This window comes from Arthrobacter sp. 1088, from assembly GCF_031455315.1.
Taxonomy (GTDB): Bacteria; Actinomycetota; Actinomycetes; order Actinomycetales; family Micrococcaceae; genus Arthrobacter.
The window spans coordinates 127391-150569 of record NZ_JAVDSM010000010.1 but is presented as its reverse complement, the minus strand read 5'-3'; the positions used below and the strand labels follow the sequence as shown (position 1 = coordinate 150569).

Here is a 23179-nt window from a genome sequence, read left to right as displayed (position 1 = left end):
CTTCCACCTCCTTTCAACGGGAGAGAGAAAAGCGGCAGGACGGCGCATGCCGTACCAGTACGCCAATTTTACGCCCGCAGGCCGGAAAAGGCGCGGAATCGCGGCGGGCGAAAAGGCTTAGCGCAGCGACTTGTCGTCTGGATTACGGGGAACCACATACGTACTGCCGTCCGGACGGCGAAGGGTTTCCCATTGCTGCGTCTCCGCCTCGCGTTGGGCCAGGAGCCTGCGGTTGGCCTCGGTCATTTCGTGATCGATGGAGCTGCTGTGTGCGGGGCCAAAGATGACCCTCAGCTTTCCCGTAGCGCGCATGAACTTCTGGGTAAAGGATTCCTTTGCCACGCGGATCGACTCCTCTTTTAGACGGTTCAACAAGTTCATAGTACGCTAACAATTAGTGCACTAACTAATCGGAAGGGAAGGCCGCCATGACCCAGACCAAGGAGACGAGCCTGACCAATGAGGCAAGCCAGGCCAGCGAGACTGACGACCTCCTTTTGGAACGCCAACTGTGCTTCGCGTTGACGGTTGCCTCGCGGAGCGTTGTGGGCATCTACAAGCCCATCCTCGAACAGCTCGGGCTGACGCATCCGCAGTACCTTGTGATGCTTGCACTCTGGGAGCGGAGCCCCAGGACACTAAAGGACATTAGCGACAGCCTCCTCCACGAGCCCGCCACCTTGTCCCCACTCCTGCGCCGACTTGAGGAAGCACAGCTGATTACGCGCGAGCGCGTGCCTGGCAACGAGCGCGCGCTTGCCGTCAAGCTGACGGAAAAGGGAGCAGCACTTCGGGATCAGGCAACGGCGGTTCCTGGTGCAATCCGGGAGCGCCTGCAACTCAGCCGCGAGGAGGTGGCCGAACTCCACCAAGCCATGACCGGCCTGATCGCGGCGACCCAGCGCAGCGGCACCTGAGACCCACTCAGCGCGCCAAGGTGAGAATCTCAGCCCCGTCGTCGGTGATGGCTATCGTGTGCTCACTGTGGGCTGTGCGGCAACCTGTTGCGCTTCTCAGCGTCCACCCGTCGTCATCGGTAACGAGCTGGGCGGTGTCCGCCATGACCCATGGCTCCAGCGCCAGCAGTAGTCCCGGGCGCAATTTGTAGCCACGGCCCGGCCTCCCGGTATTGGCGATGTGCGGGTCCTGATGCATCGTCGATCCGATGCCGTGACCACCGAACTGGGTATTGATGAGGTATCCGGCTTCGCTGAGGACCGAGCCTATGGCATGGGAGATATCACCGATGCGGGCGCCAGGACCGGCCGCTGCTATCCCTGCACTCAACGCCCGCTCAGTCGCGTCGATCATTGCCAAGCTCTCCAAGGGCTTTGACTCGCCCACCGTGAAGCTGATAGCGGAGTCTGCGGCGACCCCATTCTTGGAAACAGCGATGTCCAGGGACACCAGGTCGCCGTCAGCAAGCGCGTAGTCATGAGGCAGTCCATGGAGGACGGCGTCGTTGACGGACGTGCAGATGTAGTGCCCAAAAGGACCGCGCCCAAAGGAGGGCGAATAGTCTACGTAGCACGACTGGGCCCCCGCCTCCGCGATCATGGCTTGTGCCCACTGATCGATCTCCAGGAGATTGACGCCCACTGCGCTGCGGCTTTTCATTGCCTGAAGGATCTCGGCAACCAGTGCTCCGGCCTCCTTCGCCCGATGCAGTTCAGTGCGGTTCAGAATCTCGATCATGCGGCGCCCTCCCATTCAACCAATAACTATCCCGGCCATATTATCCCGGTATTAGAATTGGAGCCATGGTCAGATTGCCACTCACAGCTGAAGAGGTCGAGCGCGGACATCGTCTCGGCGCCATGTTGCGTCGCGCTCGAGGAGGGCGCTCCATGCTGGAAATTGCGCTCGAGGCCCAGGTTTCGCCGGAGACACTCCGGAAGATCGAGTCCGGACGTGTGGCAACCCCGGCATTCCAGACCATCGCAGCCATAGCAGATGTCCTCGGGCTGTCCCTTGATGAGGTGTGGGCAGGGATCAGCCAGCCCGAAAGCATTGCCGCTCCGGCATAAAACGGCAGCAACCAAGGAGATTCAATGCGCCCGCGCCACTTCGTCCGGCACCTACAAGCCGTTCGGCCCCTCATTGCTGTCCTGGCCCTCGCTGGCCTGGCCGGCTGCTCGGGTACCCCCGCCCCGGGTGGGTCGAGCAGCGTTGCCCCCTTGCCGTCGTCGTCCGTCAGTCCAAGCGGCGCATCTCCGAGCGCCACACAAGCCAACCCAACGCCAACCCAGGTGCCCACAACGCTCGGCCCCGAAGACACAACACCGGACCCCAGCTTGCCCGGAACCACGCCCACGCCGGGACAGGGAAACGCTGAACTATCCATCATCGTGCTGGAGGCCGCCGATGCAGCACCGCAGAACTATACGCTCGTCTGCATAAACGGCGCCCCGGCAGCCGAAAGTAAACACCCCACCGCGAACGCGGCCTGCACGGCACTGAAGAACAATCCTTCGCTCCTGGGCCCTGCCCCGATCAAGACCGACCAAGCGTGCACGCAGCAGTACGGCGGCCCGCAAACAGCCAAGGTGACTGGCGCCGTTGACGGCGTGGAAGTCCATGTCTCCTACAGCCGTACCGACGGATGCCAGATCGCCTTGTGGGATGCGGCCAGCGCCATTATCGGTTCCAGCGGTGGAGCAGCTTAGGCCGCAGCACCTCCCCCAAGAGCAGTGGCTCGGGATGGAGGCAGCACATCATGCGCGGGTCGCACGCTACGCGGACCCATATTTGGCCCGCCGGTCGGCAGGAAAGAAACACCCCGTGGAGGACTTCCTCTTCACGTATTACACCCAGAAACCCGGTCAATTGCTGCGCTGGCATCCCGGCCACGGCGTAGTGCTGAGCGGCGAGCGCGTCCTTGAGCGCGCCGGCTGGAAGTTCTACCGCGTGCTCGACGACGGCGACCTCGCCGCCGTCGGACTGCCGCCAGGTACGCCCGCCGTCACCTTTGACAGGGAAAGTTTCATGGCCCAACGCGCCGAGGCCGTCAGTTTCGCTGGCATCATCCTCAGCGGCACCGCGAAGCGCCCGGGTCAGTTCGGCTGCTTTGGCCTCCATGAGTGGGCCATGGTGTACCGACAGGAGAAATTCGAGTTGCGGCACGAGTACTTGAAACTGCGGCTTGGCGCGGAGGGCACTGACACCGTGGTGGAGCAGAACCGTATCCGCTGTTCCCACTTCGATGCCTTCCGCTTCTACACACCGGACGCCGTCCCGCTCAACGAGCTCACGCCCACACGCGGGAACCAGCGCACCATGGAACAACCGGGCTGCCTGCACGCCAACATGGACCTGTACAAATGGGCCTACAAACTGACTCCGGCGCTGCCCAGCGAGCTGGTGATGGACTGCTTCGAACTTTCGTGGCGGATCCGGACCATGGACATGCAGGCTTCCCCTTACGACCTCGAAGAATGGGGCTACCCGCCCATCAGGATCGAGACACCGCAGGGCAAGGCCGAGTACGTTGAGTACCAGCGGGCTTTTGCAGCCGAATCCCAGACGCTGCGGGCCCGCGTGCTTCAGGCAATCGAACCGCTTCTGTAGGGAACGTCTCGCGGGACTCTTGCCGCAAGCACCCGTCGCCACCAGCGAAAGGTAACCATGGTTTCTCCCGACAGCAGCGAGTACGACGTCGACCTCTCCGTCACGCTGACAGAGGCACCTGGCGCCGCGCCCACTGAGTTCTACCTGCGGTCCGCGAAGGGCATTCTGTCTCCGGAGCCGGGCTCGATCGACTCGAACCTGCCGGACGCAGCGGCAGCCCTTGCCGCCGTCGAGCAGTTTGGCGAGGAAGTGTTCTTCCCGGTTCCGCGTCCGGACCGGATCTGCACGCAACAGTACGGGGGCCCGCAGGTGGCCCTGGTGACAGGTTGGTTCCGTGGGCGGAAGGTCCACAGCAAGCTCAGCCGGACCGATGGCTGCGAGATCGCACGCTGGCGGGCCATGGCGCCACTCCTGGGCGGCGCTGGAGCGTCAACCGGCGCCATCTAGGTACACCCCGGACGAAACAGCAGTGGCCGGCGGAATCATCCACCGGCCACTGCTGTGATTTCGACGAGCTAGCTTGCGTTATTGCTTTGCGTTGGCTCGTCTGCGCGGATCTTCGTGTCCTGCTTTCCCTTCGTTGGGTTCTCGTTATCCGGAACAACCGCGGCACCGGCAGGACCCACCACTACCGTGACGAAGCTGGGTTCGCTGGTGCCCTCGAACGTCAGGCGTCCAATGTAGGAGCCCGGCGTAAGGTTGGTCCAGTTCAGCGAGATGGTGCCGGCCTTGCCGTTGGCGAGTCGGATCGGGTTGGGCGTCACCGTGGCATTGCCCTCGTTGGCCCCCAGGACCGCGGCATCAACTGTTGCCTTGGTGGGCTGGTTGTTGGGGCTCGCGTAAAGGTTGGCGAAAACGTAGTAGTCGCCTGGCTCGGGATCGGCCACGGTGACGGATTCGCTGGCCGAGGCGGTCGCGGACGGGAGCTGCTGGCCCGACGGGGTCAGGACGAGCATGTCGAAGTCCGCGGCTTCGTCCGAGGATATGACCGAGAACTTGGCCAAGGCGCTGTTCTCCCCCACCGTCACCTTCTTGACGAAGTTCGAGGCGTTGGTCTCACCGGCAAAGGGTCCCGGAACCAGTTCAATTGCTGAGGAATCCGCCTTGGAAAGCCCATCAACCGTGACTCCCACCGGTGCATTGGTGCCGGAGACGATGTTGATGGCCGCCGAGCCGTTGGGGCCAGTTCCCGTGAACGCCATGGCCTTATCAGCGATGACAGACTGCGGACGGACGGCAATGGGCGAGGTGACGGTCTTGTTTGCGCCCTGCCAGGTGAGTGAACCCATGGCGAACTTGCCCAAAGCTGCATTGTTGTTCTCGAACTGCACCTTGAACGTCTTCTTTTCACCCGCAGCGCCAAAGTTCAGCACCGACGGGGTGACCTTGACGTTGACACCGGGAACGTTGACGGAGGCGCGGTACAGACCGGGCGTCAGGGCGGTAACTGTACGCGTGACCTCGATCTTGCCGGCCAGGTTGCCCAGCGCAAACGAGGGGACGTTCATGTCCCGCGGCTGCGTTGTGCCCAGTCCCTCAATACCGAGGTCCATGCCCGTGCCCTGAACGAATTTGAGATAGTCCTCGATCGTGGCGTCGTAAACCAAGCCTGGGCTGAGGACCTTGGCGGGATCGACCTGCCCTGCGCCGGTGGCGAAGACATCTTTGTTGATGGCGCCGTTGGCCAGCTTCACCGGACCGGCCGTGGTCATCATGGCCGACTTCACCGTTGCCGGGGACCACTTCGGGTTCTTGGCCAGGATCAGGGCGCCGAAACCGGCCACGTGCGGGGAAGCCATGGACGTTCCCGACAGGAAACCAAAGTTGTCTCCACCGGTTCCGATGGGTGAAACGCCAGCGAGGATAGCGACGCCGGGCGCTGAAACGTCGGGCTTCAGAAGGTCTGAATCCGTTGCCAGCAAGGGACCGCGGGACGAGAATCCGGCGATCTGCGGCTGCGCCTCAAGGGGCAGGCCCGTGGTGTCGTGGTCCAGCAAGGACACAGTGATGGCGGGGTTGGCCGTCACTTTGTCCTTGATGGCCTGCGTGGCAGGAGGGTTCACGTGGACGGTGGGAACAGCATGCTTATCCGTGTCCAGCGACGATTCCACCAGGTTCACCAAGATCATTCCGACACCACCGCCCCGGAGGACTTCCGCGCTCTTGGCGGTGCGGTCAACCACGCCACGGTCACAGACAACAACCTTGCCGGTCACCTTGGCCGGATCCAGCGAGCCTGGAGCACACAGCGCTGCGTTGCCTTCACCGCTTGCAGCGTTGCTGGAAAGCACGACGCCGGCCCCGCTCACCTCATGGTTCATGATGCTCGCTCCGCGGAATTTGCTGCCATCGGAGAATTCAATGGTGCCTTGCAGTTCCTGCGAGAAAGAGGTCGCAGCCACAGTGGTCAACCAGGGTGCTCCGTGGTTGACGGTGCTGGCCGTTGGTCCGGAGTTCCCGGCAGAGGTTGCCACGAAAATCCCGGCCGACGCAGCGGAAAGGAAAGCCAGCGATACGGGGTCGGTAGTGGTCGTGGTGGAACCGGAGATGGAGTAGTTCAGCACATCCACGCCGTCCAGGATGGCCTGTTCGATTGCGTCAACAGATGCGGAGCCGTAGCAGCCGCCCGTCGTGGGATCTGTGTCTTCCCAGCAGACCTTGTAGATGGAGAGTTTGGCGGCGGGTGCGATGCCGCTGGTGATACCGAAGCTGCGGCCGTCCACCACGGCGTCGACGTTGCCGTTACCTGCCGCTGTGCTTGCGGTGTGGGTGCCGTGGCTGTCCACGTCTACGGGCGAGATGACTTCCTCGGGGGCACGGTTTTCCGGGGGAACACTTCCCAGGAAGCCATCCGCGAAGTAGTGGGTGCTGAGTACTTTGGAGTTGCAGGCACTGCCGTCGTAACTGGCGCCGGTGTCCGTACCGGGCTGGCATTCGCCGATGAAGGTATCGCCATCTGCCTTCAGCATCGCGATTTTGCCGTCAGCGGTCCGGTAAGGGACGCCCACCTGGGGGTCGCCGACCAGCGGGCCGACCGGATCGCCTGCGAAAAAAGGATTGGAGGGGGTATATCCGGTGTCGATGACACCAACAACAGTGCCTTTTCCGGCGTTCTCCTGGCCTCCGTATTGCGTTGCCCAGGTGCCGTTGGGCCCGCTGAGTTTCAGGAAATCGGTGGTGGAGTAGTCAGGTGCGTATTGAGTGTCCGGTGCGACCATCAGGACTTTGGGGTCCTTGGCGAGGTTGATGGCCTGCTCTGCCGTCAGGTTGGCGCTGAAACCGTTGACGGCGGTGGTGAAGTCACGTTCGATGGTGACGTTTTCCTGCTGCGCAACGTCCTGCTGCGCCTGCTGCAGGTGTTCCTGGTATTCCTTCACCTCGACGCTGCCGGAATCGAGCTTCTTGCCCTCTTCCGGCTTGGTGGGCGCAAAACCCGGCGTACCGCCGTCGTATGTAGCCGCAGGCTTTTCTGCCAGGACAACCATGTAGCGGCCGTCCTTGTAGGCGCTGGGGTCAAGGTTCTTCTTGGCCACGCCTGCCGGATTCCCGGACACGGTCTCCGGGGAGGGAGCTGCCTGGGCCGGCAACGCCATGGAAGAGAGCAGCAATGGCAAGCCCACGGCCAGAGCCGCTGCCTTTCGAAGCCCCCCGCTTCTGACGAAGCTCTTTCCTTGTGATTTCACGAGTGATGGCACCTTTCACTGAGTGAGGCCCGGGCTCCATCGCCTGGGTCTGTCAACATTTGAATCGCTGCGTTCGTGACAGGTCTTGTCAAAAATGCGCAACCAGTCGAGTCACAGAGTACAGACTGAGAGCAAAATATGACATACAGCACATTTCGGGGAATTTGTCTTGTCGCCGCACCAAATTCAGGTCATATGACGGCAAACAGCGGACCGCAGGAAACTTTCTGTGGTCCGCTGTTTTACCCAGGCGCTGCCGCTAGCCCTTTGGCGTCACCTGCAGGCGATCAAACGAGACCTGCGTACCGTCCTTATCCAGGACCACAACATCGTCGCGACCATTATTTACATCCGATGGAAGAATGAATTCCACGGTGTTATCCGTGATGGGAAAGATCCATCCGAGCCGGTAACTGTGCTTGTTCAGATATACGTAGTACCACTGCCCGTATTCCAAGCCCTTCAAAGTCACTTTCTGGCCATTGCGATACTTCTCCCCCGTGCCCAGATCAAACGATGCCGTTTGACCATCGAAGTCCTGGATGCTCAGCGCGGGCTCGGTTTCCGGCTTTGCGGGCTGGACGTTGAGGGCCAGCGCGTCGCCTTCGGCAGTGACGGACACTTCCTTGGTGCCGTTGTGCGCCGTCACATCGAAAGTTGCGGCGGCGAGGCTTCCGGCTGCGACGTCCCCGGCGGTGAGCACATGGACGCGCGTGGCCGTCGCCGTGCCGCCAATGGGCAGGGCAGTTTCAGTGATTCCAGACCCTGTTGCCTCAAGGCCCGTAAGCGCCACATTGCCGGCGTTGCCCACGGTGTAGGTGTACGTCACAGGATCGCCTGCGCTGGCGAAGCGGTCACCGTCGGCGTCTTCCCAGACCGCGGAAACCGTTCCTTCAAGCTTCGGTTCCCGGACTTTCAAGTCCACCTCGCCACCGTCGATCCCGTAGTTCCTTGTGCTCTGGCCCGCCGAGCTGACTTTCCAGCTGGTGCTTGGAACGAAGAAACCCTGCTCGGCTTCCTCAATGGTGACGGTGTGGCGCGGCATGGCGCACTGGTAGCTCTGCCCGGCCGGCAGGGTGAGGTAACGGCAATTGCCGGGCCCCTCAGGGACGAAGGGGCTGAAGTTGCCGGCGGTGGGCACCACGTTTTCCACGAGCGGACCCGTGTTTTTCACCGTGAACGCGTAAGGGAAAAGGTCGCCTGCTGCGTAGGGCTGGGTTGCGAGGTCACGCCCGACGTCGGTACGCGCCCCGCTGATGTCCGCTGCCACCAGGCCGTCGCGCAGGGCCACCGCAGCGCCAGTGAACAGAACCGTTTTGGTGAGTGACGGCGTCGAACTGGCTGTAATGGTAAAGCTCGCCTCGGGCACGAAGTAGCCGCGCTCGATGTCCTCGGCAGTCAGCACATGCTTGGCGGTAGTGCAGTTGTAGCTGGCGCCGGCGGCCAGGTTGTTGAACCGGCAGTTGGGTGCAGTCGGTGGCAGGAAACCGGAGTCGAAGCTCCCCGAAACAGGTACGGCGTTTGCCGTGACGTTGGACGTGCTCTTCACAGTGAAGGAGTAGCTGAGTGCCTCCCCAGCCTGATACGGGCTGGCCACAACGTCACGCGCAGGCGCAGAGCCTGTGATGGTAAGCCCCACTTGCGGGGCCGCCGGGACCGTCGCCGTGAAACTGAACTGCGAAACCCTGCCGTCCGCCGTCGTAAATGCTGCGTTAAGGTTCTGCGGACCGCTGGCGTTCGCCGGAGCGGTCAGCGCTACGTTGACGGTCACCGAAGCACCAGGCGCGACGTCGGGAACCGGCACCGTGGTGGCCGACCAGCCGCTCGGCGTGTAGACGGTGGCGTTGGCGCCGGAGATCGTGGTGGCCTCCTGGTTGGTGACCGTCACGGCGACTTGCTGGGTTGCACCGGGAGCGGTGGTGACGGCAGGGACGGAAAGCGGTGCGCAGACATAGTTCAGCCAGGCGTCGTCGAACTTTGCGAAGGGCATGTTGTCCGTGTAGTTGCCCTCGTAGAGGACGCCGAACTTGCCGTCCTCCATGCGGGTCACCGTGGAGTAGGCGGAGAAGCCGGAACGAATGGTTCGGACGCCCGGCCAGGTGGCGCCGTCGTCGCACGATACCCGGGCAGAGACGTTCTCGCGGCCGGTCTTGGAATTGGCGTTGGTGAAGATCAGCTTCCTGGCGTCCGCCGAACCCTGCTCCGCATTCGGGAACATCCGGGCAATGGCCCCGTTGTTGGCTGGATCCGGCAGCTCCGTATCCTGGGTGACCGGACCGTAGGTGGCACCACCATCCGTGGAGATTGCCACCTTGCGGTAGCCCTGGTTGGCGTTGTCGCGGGAGTTCAGCAGGACCCTGCCGTCGGAGAGTTCAACCGTCTTGTTCTCGTCCATGCGGTCACCCACGTTGGCACCCTTGTGCCAGGTGACGCCATGATCGTCCGAGTAGACGCTGTAGGCCTGGATCTTGTTGGTGCCGTCGGCCTGGCGGACATCGCCCGCGTACTGCTGGATGAGTCGGCCCTTGTGTGGCCCGTATTTGAGCTGGATGCCCTCGCCCGAAGAGGCGAAGTTGGAACGTACATCGCCAGCCACGGGGTTGCTCTTGCTGGTCCCGGGCTTGGTGATATTGGTGATGAGCCGTGGCTGGCTCCACGTAACGCCGCCATCAGAGGACTCGATAACCGCCGAGGAGATCACGGTCCGGTCTGCGTCGTCGTTGCCGAACTGGCTGCCGCCGAAGCCTTGGTCCTTGGAATAGACGAAGAAGGCGAAGACTTTGCCTGCCTCGGCGTCGTAGATGTATGAGGGGTCGCTGTAGCCGTACTTCGGGCCGCTGGCATCGGCGACGTGTCCGGCCGCAATGACCTGCACAGGGCCCCACGTCTGGCCGCCGTCCGTGCTGCGGCGTTGCACGATCGAGTTCGGGTTGGGAGCATCGGCGGCTGAGCCGGGACGGCCATCCCATGCAGCCAGGACCACGTTATTGCCCAAGTAGGTGAGTGCAGGAATCCGGTAGAAGAAGTTCGCGGCTGTGCGATCAGCGGCGAGATTTGCTTCGGCGAAACTGCCAGGGGCGGCTGTGGGGTTGTTCGGGGGAATCGGGGCTGCCGTAGCCGGAAGACCGAGGCTGGCCAGGAGGGCCAGGCTCAGGGCTCCAGTGGCTGCGATGCGTGCGAGCAATTTTGTGTCCTTTCGAAGCTGCGCCGAGATGGCATTTCGCGCCAATGCTTGGCTCAAACATTGGCGCTATCTGCCATCTCGCCGTGTGCGGGATCGAATCGATGCAGCGATATACCTCGTATTACGTGCCACGTCGAACGTCCTACAACCATATGGTGTTGGTCGTCACATTGCTAGGGATGAAGCCGGGGAAGCCCCGCGGCCCCATGTCGGGCTAACCTCGTGGACATACCGGCATTACCTTCTAGCGATGGAGCTGCAGTGAAAATCCTCGTCCCCAATACCGTGACCCTGGACCTGTCCGGCTCCGCCCACCATGTGTTCGTGTACCGCGTCGACCAGCCCATTCCGGACGAGCACCTGGACGCCGAGGTCCTGGTTGTTTGGCAGAACACCTCGGCGAACCTGGCCGACGCAGCCCAGCGTTTGAGCCGGCTCAAACTCGTCCAGACCCTCGCCGCAGGGCCCGATTCCGTGGTGGCAGCAGGATTTGCGGACAATGTGGCCATTACTTCGGGGCGATCACTCCACGACGGCCCCGTGGCCGAGCATGCCCTTGCCCTTATCCTGGCGACGGTGCGCCGGCTCGATCAGCTCCTCGAGGCCCAGAAGGCCGCGACGTGGGACCGCGCCTATAACGCAGCGCAGTCCAGTCCAGACACGGAGCAGCTCTACACGCTCGACGGCGCGAACGTCACCATTTGGGGGTTCGGCTCCATCGCCGGACGACTCGCTCCCATGCTGGCCGCCCTGGGCGCAAACGTCACGGGCGTTGCGGGTTCGCGGGGTGAGCGCTACGGCTTCCCTGTCGCTGCGGCAGGGGAACTTGCGGACGTCCTTCGAACCACCGACGTCCTCGTATCCATCCTCCCGGCCACCCCCGAGACCACCAACGCCCTGAACGACGACCTCCTGCGCGCGCTGCCTGAGTCCGCCATTTTCGTGAACGTGGGCCGGGGGGCCACCGTCGATGAGGATGCCCTCGTAGCCGCGCTGCACGAGGGTCGCCTCCGGGCGGCTGCACTGGACGTCACCAAGGAGGAGCCCCTGCCCGCAGACTCCAAGCTCTGGAGCACCCCAAACCTGATCATTACCCCGCACGTGGCAGGCAACCGCCCCAAGGGCACAGCCAAGCTGGTCCTTGCCAACCTTTCAGCCCTTCAGGAGGGCCGGGCCTTGACCAACCTCGTGGACCGCTGACCCCAACTGAGTCGCATTAGAGCGCGTTTAGAGCCGTCAAAACGCGCTCAGCTGCGACCTAGTTGGGCGGGGCGGGCACGAAAAAGTGGGCCCGCCCCCGGGAGGACGGACCCTTTCGCGAGAGTTAGGTCAGGCGTGCTCGTAGGTCAGGCAGTCCGCAGCCTCGCGGCCGGGACCGACTTTGACGTCGTGGGCTTCGCACATGAGGTTGTTGTTGTGAATGCATTCGGACCGCTGGCAAGCACCCACGTGGGCAAGGACCTTGGGAAGGCCACCCATGGCGTTGGTATCGATGAACGTGGCGCAGGATGCATGGTCCTGGCTTCCACCAATGGTGATTCCAAAAGCAGTGCATCCGTCGTGGTTGAAGCCGCAGCTGCCAACGCTACAGGCGGATACTTCGGCAATGTGTTCGGTCATTGTTCCTCCTGGTTGGATCCGGATCCAACGGGGGCCTGGCCCCACGTGTAGTCCCCAAACTACGCCGTCTTTGCCGGATTTAACCCGCTGGAATAGCGCATTTGTACATGCGCTAATGCCGCTACTTGTTCGGGGCGCGGAGGGCGTCGCTGATCTTTGCGCGTGTTTCCTTATCCAACGGGGCTGTCACGTGGTGTTCCCTCGCCGCCCTGTCCGCCTTGATTTTTTGGATGACCATTCGTCCCAGACCCGCAAAAACAGCTGCGGCTACGACGCCCAGCACCATCGACCTCGGTTTCTCCGCCATGCCACAATCCTAGTGACGGGCGCCACGCCCGGCGAGTGCCGCCGTCGGGCTTTCATTGCCCCCAATTTGGTGGCGATCGGCGGGGGCTCCTCGCGGAATCCGGCTGAATAGGGTATGCGCGCCGGTCCCGGTAAGATGGGTGTGCAAGCTCGCGGAGCGCCCCCACGCTGTAGAAACCCAGTTGAACGGCGTGAGACGGCAACCTCCGCGGCAGCCTTATTTAAGGTTCACCCAACTCACGCACAGGAGTTACCGGATGCCCCGGATCGTCGTTGACGTCATGCCCAAGCCCGAGATTCTGGACCCCCAGGGGAAAGCCATCGTGGGTGCATTGCCCCGCCTCGGCTTCAACAGCTTCAGCGCAGTCCGTCAGGGCAAGCGTTTCGAACTGACAGTCGACGGCGAGGTGACCGACGCTATCCTGGCCCAGGCCCGTGAGGCCGCTGAGACCCTCCTGTCCAACCCGGTGATCGAGGATGTTGTCAACGTCGAGGTCGTCGAGGCCTGATATGACTTCGATCCCCCTGATTGGCGAGGCCGTGGCCGTCGCCGCCGAGCCCCGCTTGGCCGGCGCCAAAATCGGCGTCGTGACCTTCCCCGGCACCCTTGACGACCGCGACGCCGCCCGTGCAGTGCGGCTTGCAGGCGCCACGGCGGTTCCGCTCTGGCATGCAGACACCGAACTCGGAGATGTTGATGCGGTCATCATCCCCGGTGGTTTCTCCTACGGTGACTACCTCCGTGCCGGCGCTATTTCGCGTTTCGCGCCGCTGATGACCAAGATCATCGATGCCGCCAACTCGGACGCAAAGCTCCCCGTGCTGGGTATTTGCAACGGCTTCCAGATCCTGACCGAATCGCACTTGCTGCCCGGTTCCATGATCAAGAACGACCACCTGAAGTTCATCTGCCGGGACCAGGTGCTGCGCGTGGAGAACGCCAATACTGCCTGGACCCTGGACTACCAAAACGGCCAGGAAATCACTGTGCCGCTGAAGAACCAGGACGGCCAGTACATCGCCGACGAGAAGACCCTGGACGCCCTTGAGGCTGAGGGCCGCGTGGTGTTCCGCTACGTTGGCTTCAACCCGAACGGCTCCCGCCGCGACATCGCGGGCATCTCCAACGCCGCCGGCAACGTGGTTGGGCTCATGCCCCACCCCGAGCACGCGGTCGAGGTCGGTTTCGGACCCGAGTCGCTTGACGGAATCGGCGGTTCCGACACCGACGGCCTGGGCTTCTTCACCTCCGTTTTGAACAAGATTGTGGGAGGCGACAAGTGACCACGGAAACCACCAAGAAGTTCAACATCGATACTGTTGAGCACGCTGCCAAGACCCCGGACACGGAACTCCCGTGGGCCGAGCTGGGCCTGAAGAAGAACGAATTCGACGAGATCGTCAAGGTCCTGGGCCGCCGCCCCACCGGCGCCGAACTGGCCATGTACTCCGTCATGTGGAGCGAGCACTGCTCCTACAAGTCCTCCAAGAACCACCTCCGCCAGTTCGGCGAGAAGGTCACCGAGGAAATGAAGAAGGACATGCTGGTGGGCATCGGCGAGAACGCCGGCGTCACCAACCTGGGCGACGGCTGGGCCGTGACGTTCAAGATCGAGTCCCACAACTCGCCGTCGTTCGTTGAGCCTTACCAGGGTGCCGCTACCGGCATCGGCGGCATCGTCCGCGACATCATCTCCATGGGCGCACGCCCCGTCGCCGTAATGGACCCGCTGCGTTTCGGCGCGATCGACCACCCGGACACTGCCCGCGTCATGCACGGTGCCGTGGCAGGCATCGGCGGCTACGGCAACTGCCTCGGCCTGCCGAACATCGGCGGCGAAATGGTCTTCGACTCCGTCTACCAGGGCAACCCGCTGGTGAACGCACTCGCGGTGGGCGTCATGCGCCACGAGGACATCCGCCTCGCCAACGCCTCCGGCAAGGGCAACAAGGTTGTTCTGTTCGGTGCCCGCACGGGTGGCGACGGCATCGGCGGCGCTTCGGTGCTGGCCTCGGAGTCCTTCGATGACACCAAGCCCTCCAAGCGCCCCGCCGTCCAGGTGGGCGACCCCTTCGCGGAGAAGGTCCTCATCGAGTGCTGCTTGGAGCTCTTCAAGGGCTCGCTGGTTGAAGGCATCCAGGACCTCGGCGCCGCAGGTATTTCCTGTGCCACGTCCGAGCTCGCCTCCAACGGCGACGGTGGCATGGAGGTTGAACTGACCTCCGTCCTGTTGCGCGACCCCACGCTGACTCCGGGCGAGATCCTCATGTCCGAGTCGCAGGAACGCATGATGGCCGTGGTCACCCCGGAGAACATCGAAGCGTTCGAAGCTGTGATGGACAAGTGGGCTGTGGAGTACTCCTGGTTGGGTGAGGTCACCGATACCGGTCGCCTCATCATCACTTGGGAAGGCGAAGTAATCGTCGACGTCGATCCCCGCACCGTTGCGCACGACGGCCCGGTCTATGACCGCCCGTTCGCACGCCCGGAATGGCAGGACTCGGTCCAGGCGAACTCCTTCACCGGTTCCGTTGAGGACGCCAACCGTCCTTCCGCTCCGTCGGAACTGGCTGCTGCCGTTACTGAACTGGTCGCTTCGCCGAACATGTGCAGCAAGGACTGGATCACCAACCAGTACGACCGCTACGTGGGCGGCAACACCGCCATGGCTTTCCCTGACGACGCCGGAGTGGTCCGCGTTGACGAGGAAACCGGCCTGGGCGTTGCCCTGGCAACCGACGCCAACGGCCGCTACACCTACCTTGAGCCGTACCAGGGTGCACAGCTGGCTCTGGCTGAGGCCTACCGCAACGTCGCCACCTCCGGCGCTGTTCCGATGGCCGTCAGCGACTGCCTGAACTTCGGCTCCCCCGAGGACCCGGACGTCATGTGGCAGCTCGCCGAGGCCATCCGTGGTTTGTCAGACGCCTGCATGGAGCTCGGCATCCCGGTGACAGGCGGCAACGTCTCGCTGTACAACCAGACCGGCACCACGCCCATCCACCCCTCCCCTGTGGTGGCAGTCCTGGGCAAGCTCGACGACGTCGCCCGCCGCACGCCGTCGGGCTGGCGCGAGGACGGCCAGGCCATCTACCTGCTCGGCACCACCGCAGCAGAGCTGGACGGTTCGGAATGGTCCAACCTCCGCGGACACCTCGGTGGCCTGCCGCCGAAGGTGGACCTCGCAGCTGAGCGTGCGTTGGGCGAGATCCTGATCAACGCTTCCCGCGACGGCATGGTGGATGCAGCACACGACCTCTCCGAGGGTGGCCTCGCTGCCGCACTGGTTGAGTCCTCGCTGCGCTATGGCGTGGGCGCCCGCATCGCCCTTGAGGAACTTATGGAGCGCGACGGCGTGGACCTGTTCACCGCCCTCTTCTCCGAGTCGCAGGCCCGTGCAATCGTCTCGGTGCCACGCTCCGAGGAAGTCCGCTTCAAGGACATGTGCACCGCCCGCGGCTTCGCCCACCTCCGGATCGGCGTGGTTGACGCTGCCGGTGGAAAGCTGGAGATCAACGGCGTGGACGAGCTGTCCTTGGACGCTCTCCGTGAAGCACACGAGGCCACCTTGCCGAAGTACTTCGGCTAAGCCTCCTCGCTCAAGCAACGCGGGGTCACTTACAGCCCATAAATCCCCTCGGGATGGGCCGTAAGTGACCCCGCGTTGCTGTTTAAGCGGGCCAGGTCTGTTGGCGGGACAGCTGGGCCGTGAATTCCGGCCCGGGCAGAGGGCGGCCGAAGTAATAGCCTTGGCCACTCGTGCACCCGATGCTTCGAAGCGCTTCGGCCTCTTCCGCCGTTTCGACTCCCTCCCAGATGCCCTCAAGGCCACACGAGCGGATAACCTGTTGGATCGCGGCGAGGAAGCCAAGTTGCGTCGAATCCTTACCGAGCCCTTGGACGAACTGCCGGTCCACTTTCACGCGGTCCACCGGAAGTTTTCGGAGATATCCCATGGACGAGTAGCCCGTCCCGAAGTCGTCGATCTCCAACCCAACACCCAGGCGGTGCAGGCTCGCCAAGGTGTAACGGTCCAGCTCATTGTTCTGGATGACGGCGCTCTCCGTGAGCTCCAGAACCAGTGATTCCGGTGGCAGACCCGTTTTGACCAGTGCGTCCCGCACGTCGTCCACGAACTCCAGGCTTTGCAGGTCCGCAGCGGAGACATTGATTCGCATCGTGAAATGGTGTTGTGCCGTGGCCGGGTTGTCCCGCCACTGACGCAGTTGCTCCACGGCTGCCCGGAGGACCCACCGGCCCAACTCTGCAATCAAGCCTGTGGCCTCTGCAACGGGGATGAAGTGGTCCGGCATGATCAATCCACGCACAGGGTGGTTCCAGCGGACCAAGGCCTCGGTGCCCTCTATCCGGCCTGTGGCCAGCTCAACGATCGGCTGGTAGAAGAGGACCAGCTGGTCCGAGCGGATGGCTTCCCGGAGCTCCCCCACAATCTGGCGCTGGAGTTGCCGGGCATGAAGCGTGGAGGGATCGAACAACTTGAGCTTGTTCCGGCCCTCGCTCTTGGATTCCTCCATCGCCATATCGGCCTCCTGGAGAAGGTCCTCGACGCTATGGTGCGGCTCTGCAATCCGAAGGCCCATGCTGGCACCACAGCGGACACTGCTGTTCCCGAGGTCGATGTTGGGTTCCAGCGCCGCAAGGATACGGTTTCCGACGGCGGCCGCCCGGTTTTGCGGCGTGGCAGGCAACAGCACAGCGAATTCGTCGCCACCCAGGCGGGTAACGACGTCGTTCTCCCGGACCGCAGAGCGGATCCGCATCCCGACCGTGACCAGAATCTGGTCTGCGGAAGCATAGCCAGCGGACTTCTTGAGTCCCTTGAAGCCATCCAGGGTTACGAGGAGGAGAGCTGCTGGGGGCGCGCCCCCGGCAGCAGCCTCCTGCGCTTCAACGAAGGCATCCATCAAAGCCACACGGTTGCCAAGCCCCGTGAGGGCGTCCGTGAAGACTTCGCGCCGCTGCTCGTGCCGTGCTTGGTGGAGCTCCTCCATTAGCGCCCTGATGTGCCGCTCCAGTTTCGCGATCCGGGCGTCAATGTCGGCCGGGAAGGAGCGGCTGGGCTGGGTTGTGCTGGGCTGGGCTGCGTTCACGACGCTTCCATGCGACGCAGGGTGTCGTCAGCTACGGCTTTCGGTTTGGCAACAGGGTTTCGGCGTTCGTCGAGGAAGAGCCGGTACGAGGCGACATCGAGCCTGCCGTCTCCTTCAATGGGAGTCCCGGCCCGGTACACGTGCGTAATCCAGGAACCTCCGAGGATGGCTTCGATCCACGCATCGCATTCGGCCAGCGGAAGAGGTACACGCGTTCCGGTGTTTCGCCGGTGGCCGGCTATGGAGACCGTAATGCAACTGCCCAGGAGCCCTTTATCTGCTGTGAACCATGCAAGGCCCTCCACGTCGGCCACGATGGTCAGGTTTGCGCTGTCATCGCCTACGGACTGGACGGGTTGCATCCGCACGGAACGCCGGGCCACGTTCAAGGCTGCGGGTGTTCCAGCCTGGTACGGAGCACTGGTGATGTCGTGCCGGAAGGCACTCAGTTCCTGGTTGTGCTGGATCTGGATCCGGGTGGTGAGTTCGTTGATTGTCATGATCGTGCCTCGTCAGCGATAGTGGCCGCCTGGAGGCGGTCTGCTCCTACAATCCGGTTTCTTCCCTGTGCTTTTGCGCTGTACAGGGCTGCGTCTGCCACCTCGATCATGGAGGTGAGGTCTGGGGCAGCGGGGGTGCTTGCCGTGACTCCGTAGCTGATGGTGGGGAAGGACACGCCCTCCGGAACCTCGGTGGAAGCCATACGGCGGCTGATCTCGACCGCAATACTTTGGGCCCGCTCCTGCGTGGCTCCGGGAAGGAAGAGAACAAATTCTTCGCCGCCATACCGGCCGATGAGATCCGTTGACCTGACCGAGGACGTGCAGGCTTCGGCGAAAGCCTTCAATGCGACGTCACCTGCCCGGTGCCCATGGGCGTCGTTAACCAGCTTGAAGTGGTCCAGGTCAGCCAGGACTATTGCGGCACCGGAATCATTGGCGCGCAGTCGTTTGAGTTCGGTGGATGCCAGGTCCAGGAAGGCTCCCCGGTTGAGGAGACCTGTCAGGTGGTCCTTGGTGGCCCGTTCCTTCAGGCCCTTGATCAGTTGGTCGCTGCTTAACGTGGTCATACTGAAGGACACCGTCACCAGCAGCACCAAGGACACCAGGCCCGAGGGCGCAGGACCAAAATAGAGACGGAATGTTGCACTGCCGGGGCCTTCCAGTGCGTAGACCAACCAACGGCCCAGGTAGTAGATCGCCAGAAGTCCGGCGGCCAGGGAGAGTGCTTTGTGCACTTGCGAGTGGGTCGCCTTGATGAACCACAAGTCACGGGCCGCCAGTGCGATGCCCAGGGTCATCATGGCCAGGTACACGAAGCCGCCCGACCACACGTTGGAGCCGGGACTTTCCAGCACGGAGGCCACCGCGGTGATGACGGGAGCGACGGCGAGTTGCCACGGTGCCGCTTTAAGGTCCCGCAGCGTACGGGCACCCGCCCAGACGCTGAACGCTCCGGCCACCACCAGGACGTTGCCGGAAGGGTTGGCCCAGTGCTGGGCCGATGTTCCATTCAGGAGGAACGCGGTGTTTCCCAGCATGAACTGCAGCAGGGCCAGGCTCCACCAACCCGCGTAGGGTGACCGGGTGCGCCGATACGAGGCGAGGAACAGCGCGAAGAGCGTCAAGGTGACCACTCCGAGGGCTATCCTCACCGAAAACGAGTCGAGCACCATTGTTCGCTCCTGCCGCTTGGTCCCACGCCAATTTCTAACATGTCAGGGTTCCTGTCAAAGCGGAGCCTTTCCATGAGTTGGTCGAGCCGGGAACCTTGTAATACCCGCGGATCTCGTAGGTCCAACTGCCCAGGGGCTGAATTCCGGACCTATAGGACTTTCCGGCATTCTTACTAAGGTCGCCGGTGAATTCCAAAGTCCCGGAGGGGCTGTACAGCTTGATCTCGTGATAGTTCGCGCCAGGAACTTCCGCGAAGGAAATCACGTCCACGGCGACCTTGGCACCGTTCGCCGAGCAGGTCATCACCACGTCCGCGCTGGTCGGGGCAAGGAGACGCATGGCCGAGTACTGCGGCGTGGCATTCCTGGTGTCAGAGAATGCGGCAAGGGCTGCGGTGGGACCGGCCATCATGGAAACAGCGACGGCGGTTACGCCCGCGAGTGCGCGCCAGGTATGGTTCTTGCTCATGCCGCCCGCCCCCTTAGCTGCTTCCGGCCCTGCTCTGGTTCCAGTCTGATCGGGCTGGATCAATCCCGGTGCGGCATTTCCTCAAGATTGGCTCAGGATTCCGGGCCGGAGACGTGCCCATAATGAACCATGTGGATCGGTTGGATTGAATTCGATGTGCTCCTGGGCGATGTCCATAGCCTCAAGGAGAAGCGCTCGCTCGTGCGGCCCGTCATTGCTGAACTCAAACGCCGCTTCGAAGTGTCCGCAGCCGAGACCGGACTGCAGGACCAATATCGCCGGACCTTGCTGGGTGCGGCGCTCGTGGCGCCTGACCGCGCGCACCTCAAGGAAGTGCTCGACGCCGTTGAACGCTTCGTCGCTGCCCGGCCCGAGCTTGAGCTGCTGAGCGCAAGGCAACGGGAGCTGCACAGCGAAGACTAGGCGTCCAAACCCAGGGGTTAGTAGCCGATGACCGCCAGCCGCGTTGAGTCCAGATGGGCATCGATTGCTTGATGGGCGGCGTCCAGGCTCCGCGTGCGCAAGGCATCCACAATCAGCTGATGCTCGCGGAGCACGTCCCCGGCACGGTCTGTCCCCTGCGTGACAGCGCGGACACCAATCCTGAGTTGGCGCTGCCGAAGGGAAGCATAGAAATCGGCCAGGATTGGATTTCCTCCCGCACGCACCATGAGCGTGTGGAATTCTGTGTCCAACTCAATGAACCGGGCGGGGTTCTCCTTCGCTTCGTGCTGTTGGTCGATGATGCGTTGGAACGCGTCGATCTGCCCATCCGGCATGCTGTCCAGTGCTGAGACGGCCCACTTCTCCACCACGGACCGGGCCTGCAGGATCGCCCGGACATCGGGGTCCGAGATTGGCGGAACGTAGGCGCCTTTGTGTGGAATCCGTTTGACGAACCCCTCGGCTTCGAGGCGCAACAATGCCTCACGGACCGGTGTGCGCGAGGTACCGGTGGATTTTGCGAGAACCGCCTCATTGAGGAAGGTCTCCTCATCCCGCGGCAGTGCAGCGATATAGCTTTTCATCCACTGATAAGCCACTTCGGGCTGTGATTGAGCAGTGGGAGTCATCTGGATCATGGAGAGCCTTTCTCGCGAAGCCCAGTATACGAGTTGCATTCAGGGCCGGCCCGGACGCTCTCGAAAAAACTTCTTCGTCAAATATAGACGGGTTGTATACAACTAGTCTACAGTGTTGTTCAGTGACTCCGCTCACCCATTTGGAACCCCTCAATTTCCTGGGACCGGCCTCGCTTCACAGGAAGCCCCGGCCGCTCCCAACCGCAAAAGGATCCCCACAATGACCGATTTGAAGAAAGCAGAACTGAGGCAGCAGAAGCACTCCAGCCTGCCCGTGGTCGCTGCTTCGAGCCTGGCCGGCACGGCCGTCGAATGGTACGACTTCTTTCTCTACGGCACCGCCGCCGCATTGGTTTTCAACAAGCTCTTTTTCCCTACCGGCGACCCCCTCGTGGGAACAATGCTGGCGCTGGGAACATTCGCCGCCGGCTTCCTTGCCCGCCCGCTGGGCGCCGTCGTCCTGGGGCACCTGGGCGATAAGCATGGACGTCGTGCCACCCTGGTAGCCAGCCTCATGCTCATGGGCGTAGCCACCACACTTATTGCGTTCATCCCTTCTTATGCAGCCATCGGCGTCGCAGCACCGTTGCTGCTCTTGCTGTTGCGCCTGATCCAGGGATTCGCACTGGGCGGCGAATGGGGCGGGGCCGTTCTCCTCGTTTCCGAGCACAGCAATGACAGCGCACGGCGTGCATTCTGGGCATCCTGGCCCAACATGGGTCCGCCGCTGGGCAACCTCATGGCCGCAGGTGTGCTGGCAATCCTCGCCGCCACCATGCCCGAAAGTGAATTCCTCGCCTGGGGCTGGCGCCTTGCCTTCGGGCTGTCCGCCCTCCTGGTGATCATTGGCTTGGTCCTGCGTCTCTACGTTCAGGAGACTCCGCTGTTCAAGGAAGCACAGCTGAAGCGCGAGGCAGAAGCCATCAAGGAACGGAAATTGCCCCTGGCCGTTCTGTTCCGCCGCAACTGGCGCCAACTGCTCATCGCCACCGGCAGTCGCATGGGTGAAAACGCAGGCTTCTACATCTACTCGCTGTTCATCATCACCTACGTCACCCAAATCATGGGCTTGCAGCGGCAGACAGGCCTCACGGCAGTCATGATCGGCCAGGGCGTCGCCGTCATCGCCATCCCCATCCTGGCGCTCTATGCGGACAAAGTGGGCCGGAAGCCGATCATGATCGGCGCTTCGATCGCCACAGTCATCTGGGCGTTCGCGTTCTTCGCACTGCTGAACACAGGCCAAGTCTGGGGCATTATTGCCGCCGCCGTCGGCGGTCTGTTGATCTTCGCCGCCTACAGTGCCGTGATCGGTGCGTTCTTCTCCGAGCTGTTCCCCACGGATGTCCGGTACAGCGGCACCTCGGTTGCGTACAACCTCGCCTCGCTGATCGCCGGATCCCTGTCCCCCATCATTGCCCTGGCTCTCTACAGCGCCTTCGGCACTGGCTACGCAATCGGCATCTACCTCGCAGCGATGGGTCTGATCTCCATGGTCTCGGTCATGTTCGCCAAGGAGACCAAGGGCCTGCGGCTCAGTGACCTGGACGAGCAGAAATAGTCCCCCGCGAGATGGCACTTCATAACAGTGTTTGCCCAAAACATTGGCGCGAAGTGCCAACTCGAAACACGAAAGTAAGGAAACAACCATGAAAGTCGCACTCGTCCAGGTGGCCAGTCCGGATTCGGAATCCCGTGGGCAGCGGATAGCTCGCGTTGAAGCGATTCTTCGCGGCATCGACGGTGCCGAGCTGATCGTCCTGCCCGAACTATGGAGTGCCGGATACTTCCACTTCGATGAGTACGAAGCACTGGCCGAGACCCTCTCTGGTCCCACGGTGTCCATGTGTTCACAGGTTGCCGCCGATCTTGGTGTGTACCTTCACGTCGGCAGCATCATCGAGGCCGGCGGGGACGGCCGGCTCAGCAACACGTCCATCCTGCTGGGACCGGACGGGAAAATCCTGCACACGTACCGGAAGATCCACGTCTTTGGTTACAAGTCCAAGGAAGCCAGCCTCCTCACCGCCGGATCCTCCCTGCCTGTGGTGGAGTTGCCCTTCGGAGCAACGGCCGGGATCACCTGCTATGACCTCCGGTTCCCAGGCTTGTGGATGGAGCTGAGCACCCGGGGTGCGGAAATCGTCATCGTCCCTGCAGCCTGGCCCGCAGCGCGTCGCGAACACTGGCGGCTGCTCACAACCGCCAGGGCGCTGGAACACCAAATCTTCGTCATTGCCTGCAACGCCGCAGGCTACCAGGAAGGCGTGGAGCTTGGAGGACACAGCCGGGTGGTGGACCCGGCCGGCAACGTACTCGCCGAAGCCGGCGCCGGGGAATCAGTGCTCATGGTGGACATCGATCCCGATCAAGTCAAGGCAGTACGCACCGAGTTCCCGGTCATTGGTGATCGGCTCGCGGCCTACGACGCCCTTGCCGTTTGACCTTTGGCCAAGCCGAAACACCACGATTCAGGCAGCA

The 23179-nt window shown here is 62.7% G+C and carries 23 protein-coding genes; 12 read left to right on the top strand and 11 right to left on the bottom strand.

The window, feature by feature from the left end; all coding sequences use genetic code 11:
* Positions 1 to 117: 117 nt before the first annotated feature.
* The gene (locus J2Y41_RS16815) at positions 118 to 342 is read right to left on the bottom strand and encodes a hypothetical protein (protein WP_224094137.1); all 225 of its coding nucleotides are present in this window, start codon (positions 340 to 342) and stop codon (positions 118 to 120) included.
* 86 nt (positions 343 to 428) lie between these two features.
* Between J2Y41_RS16815 and J2Y41_RS16810 the strand changes: the two genes are divergently transcribed.
* On the top strand, positions 429 to 917 hold the full coding sequence (locus J2Y41_RS16810) for a MarR family transcriptional regulator (protein WP_309930145.1): 489 nt from the start codon (positions 429 to 431) through the stop codon (positions 915 to 917).
* 7 nt (positions 918 to 924) lie between these two features.
* Here the strand turns inward: J2Y41_RS16810 and map are convergent, their stop codons facing one another.
* Positions 925 to 1695 carry a type I methionyl aminopeptidase gene (gene map, locus J2Y41_RS16805; protein ID WP_309930143.1) on the bottom strand — a complete coding sequence of 257 codons (771 nt, stop codon included), beginning with the start codon at positions 1693 to 1695 and terminating at the stop codon, positions 925 to 927.
* A 65-nt stretch (positions 1696 to 1760) separates the two neighbouring features.
* Here map and J2Y41_RS16800 point away from each other — a divergent pair, with 65 nt between their 5' ends.
* Genes J2Y41_RS16800 through J2Y41_RS16785 form a run of 4 tightly spaced genes read left to right on the top strand, consistent with a single transcriptional unit; the run spans position 1761 to position 4014 of the window.
* Positions 1761 to 2027 carry a helix-turn-helix transcriptional regulator gene (locus J2Y41_RS16800; protein WP_309930141.1) on the top strand — a complete coding sequence of 89 codons (267 nt, stop codon included), beginning with the start codon at positions 1761 to 1763 and terminating at the stop codon, positions 2025 to 2027.
* A 24-nt stretch (positions 2028 to 2051) separates the two neighbouring features.
* Entirely contained in the window at positions 2052 to 2666 is a 615-nt protein-coding gene (locus tag J2Y41_RS16795; protein ID WP_309930139.1) for an SSI family serine proteinase inhibitor, read from the top strand.
* Entirely contained in the window at positions 2623 to 3567 is a 945-nt protein-coding gene (locus J2Y41_RS16790) for a 3-methyladenine DNA glycosylase (RefSeq protein WP_396133555.1), read from the top strand. The genes J2Y41_RS16795 and J2Y41_RS16790 overlap by 44 nt, the downstream gene beginning before the upstream one ends.
* 57 nt (positions 3568 to 3624) lie before the next feature.
* Positions 3625 to 4014, top strand: coding sequence for a serine protease inhibitor (locus J2Y41_RS16785; RefSeq protein ID WP_224094133.1), 390 nt, complete (start codon positions 3625 to 3627; stop codon positions 4012 to 4014).
* 68 nt (positions 4015 to 4082) lie between these two features.
* Here the strand turns inward: J2Y41_RS16785 and J2Y41_RS16780 are convergent, their stop codons facing one another.
* Together J2Y41_RS16780 and J2Y41_RS16775 are read right to left on the bottom strand one after the other, a co-directional pair.
* Entirely contained in the window at positions 4083 to 7160 is a 3078-nt protein-coding gene (locus J2Y41_RS16780; protein WP_309930246.1) for a S8 family serine peptidase, read from the bottom strand.
* A 349-nt stretch (positions 7161 to 7509) separates the two neighbouring features.
* Complete coding sequence (locus tag J2Y41_RS16775) at positions 7510 to 10434, bottom strand: exo-alpha-sialidase (RefSeq protein WP_309930136.1); 2925 nt, start codon at positions 10432 to 10434, stop codon at positions 7510 to 7512.
* Between the two features lie 261 nt (positions 10435 to 10695).
* Here J2Y41_RS16775 and J2Y41_RS16770 point away from each other — a divergent pair, with 261 nt between their 5' ends.
* A complete protein-coding gene (locus J2Y41_RS16770; RefSeq protein WP_309930133.1) occupies positions 10696 to 11634 on the top strand; it encodes a phosphoglycerate dehydrogenase in 939 nt (312 codons plus the stop codon).
* 129 nt (positions 11635 to 11763) lie between these two features.
* Here J2Y41_RS16770 and J2Y41_RS16765 read toward each other — a convergent pair whose 3' ends face one another.
* Together J2Y41_RS16765 and J2Y41_RS16760 are read right to left on the bottom strand one after the other, a co-directional pair.
* Positions 11764 to 12054: a DUF1540 domain-containing protein gene (locus J2Y41_RS16765; protein ID WP_223935708.1), complete on the bottom strand. Its 291-nt coding sequence runs from the start codon at positions 12052 to 12054 to the stop codon at positions 11764 to 11766.
* Between the two features lie 121 nt (positions 12055 to 12175).
* Positions 12176 to 12361, bottom strand: coding sequence for a hypothetical protein (locus J2Y41_RS16760; RefSeq protein WP_224094129.1), 186 nt, complete (start codon positions 12359 to 12361; stop codon positions 12176 to 12178).
* Positions 12362 to 12617: 256 nt separating this feature from the next.
* On the opposite strand from J2Y41_RS16760, the gene purS reads away from it, so the two are divergent.
* From purS to purL, 3 genes are read left to right on the top strand one after another with little or no spacing between them, the layout of a single operon-like run.
* Positions 12618 to 12869 (top strand): phosphoribosylformylglycinamidine synthase subunit PurS, encoded by a 252-nt coding sequence (purS, locus tag J2Y41_RS16755; RefSeq protein ID WP_011773385.1) that lies wholly within the window; start codon positions 12618 to 12620, stop codon positions 12867 to 12869.
* 1 nt (position 12870) lies between these two features.
* Positions 12871 to 13644, top strand: coding sequence for a phosphoribosylformylglycinamidine synthase subunit PurQ (gene purQ, locus J2Y41_RS16750; protein WP_224166317.1), 774 nt, complete (start codon positions 12871 to 12873; stop codon positions 13642 to 13644).
* Positions 13641 to 15950, top strand: coding sequence for a phosphoribosylformylglycinamidine synthase subunit PurL (gene purL, locus J2Y41_RS16745; protein ID WP_224094127.1), 2310 nt, complete (start codon positions 13641 to 13643; stop codon positions 15948 to 15950). The genes purQ and purL overlap by 4 nt, the downstream gene beginning before the upstream one ends.
* A gap of 82 nt (positions 15951 to 16032) precedes the next feature.
* Here the strand turns inward: purL and J2Y41_RS16740 are convergent, their stop codons facing one another.
* The 4 genes from J2Y41_RS16740 to J2Y41_RS16725 are packed head-to-tail and all read right to left on the bottom strand — an operon-like array spanning position 16033 to position 19616.
* A complete protein-coding gene (locus J2Y41_RS16740) occupies positions 16033 to 17472 on the bottom strand; it encodes a bifunctional diguanylate cyclase/phosphodiesterase (protein ID WP_224166315.1) in 1440 nt (479 codons plus the stop codon).
* Positions 17469 to 17972, bottom strand: a complete 504-nt coding sequence (locus J2Y41_RS16735; RefSeq protein ID WP_224094126.1) for a hypothetical protein — start codon at positions 17970 to 17972, stop codon at positions 17469 to 17471. The genes J2Y41_RS16740 and J2Y41_RS16735 overlap by 4 nt, the downstream gene beginning before the upstream one ends.
* Positions 17969 to 19147: a GGDEF domain-containing protein gene (locus tag J2Y41_RS16730; RefSeq protein ID WP_309930127.1), complete on the bottom strand. Its 1179-nt coding sequence runs from the start codon at positions 19145 to 19147 to the stop codon at positions 17969 to 17971. The genes J2Y41_RS16735 and J2Y41_RS16730 overlap by 4 nt, the downstream gene beginning before the upstream one ends.
* Before the next feature lie 34 nt (positions 19148 to 19181).
* Complete coding sequence (locus J2Y41_RS16725) at positions 19182 to 19616, bottom strand: hypothetical protein (RefSeq protein WP_224166312.1); 435 nt, start codon at positions 19614 to 19616, stop codon at positions 19182 to 19184.
* A gap of 129 nt (positions 19617 to 19745) precedes the next feature.
* Between J2Y41_RS16725 and J2Y41_RS16720 the strand changes: the two genes are divergently transcribed.
* A complete protein-coding gene (locus J2Y41_RS16720; RefSeq protein WP_224094124.1) occupies positions 19746 to 20039 on the top strand; it encodes a DUF503 domain-containing protein in 294 nt (97 codons plus the stop codon).
* Positions 20040 to 20056: 17 nt separating this feature from the next.
* On the opposite strand, the gene J2Y41_RS16715 is transcribed toward J2Y41_RS16720, so the two are convergent.
* A complete protein-coding gene (locus J2Y41_RS16715) occupies positions 20057 to 20698 on the bottom strand; it encodes a GntR family transcriptional regulator (RefSeq protein ID WP_224094122.1) in 642 nt (213 codons plus the stop codon).
* Between the two features lie 220 nt (positions 20699 to 20918).
* Here J2Y41_RS16715 and J2Y41_RS16710 point away from each other — a divergent pair, with 220 nt between their 5' ends.
* Positions 20919 to 22259: an MFS transporter gene (locus J2Y41_RS16710; RefSeq protein WP_309930123.1), complete on the top strand. Its 1341-nt coding sequence runs from the start codon at positions 20919 to 20921 to the stop codon at positions 22257 to 22259.
* Between the two features lie 88 nt (positions 22260 to 22347).
* Positions 22348 to 23142, top strand: a complete 795-nt coding sequence (locus tag J2Y41_RS16705; RefSeq protein ID WP_309930121.1) for a carbon-nitrogen family hydrolase — start codon at positions 22348 to 22350, stop codon at positions 23140 to 23142.
* Positions 23143 to 23179: the final 37 nt, after the last annotated feature.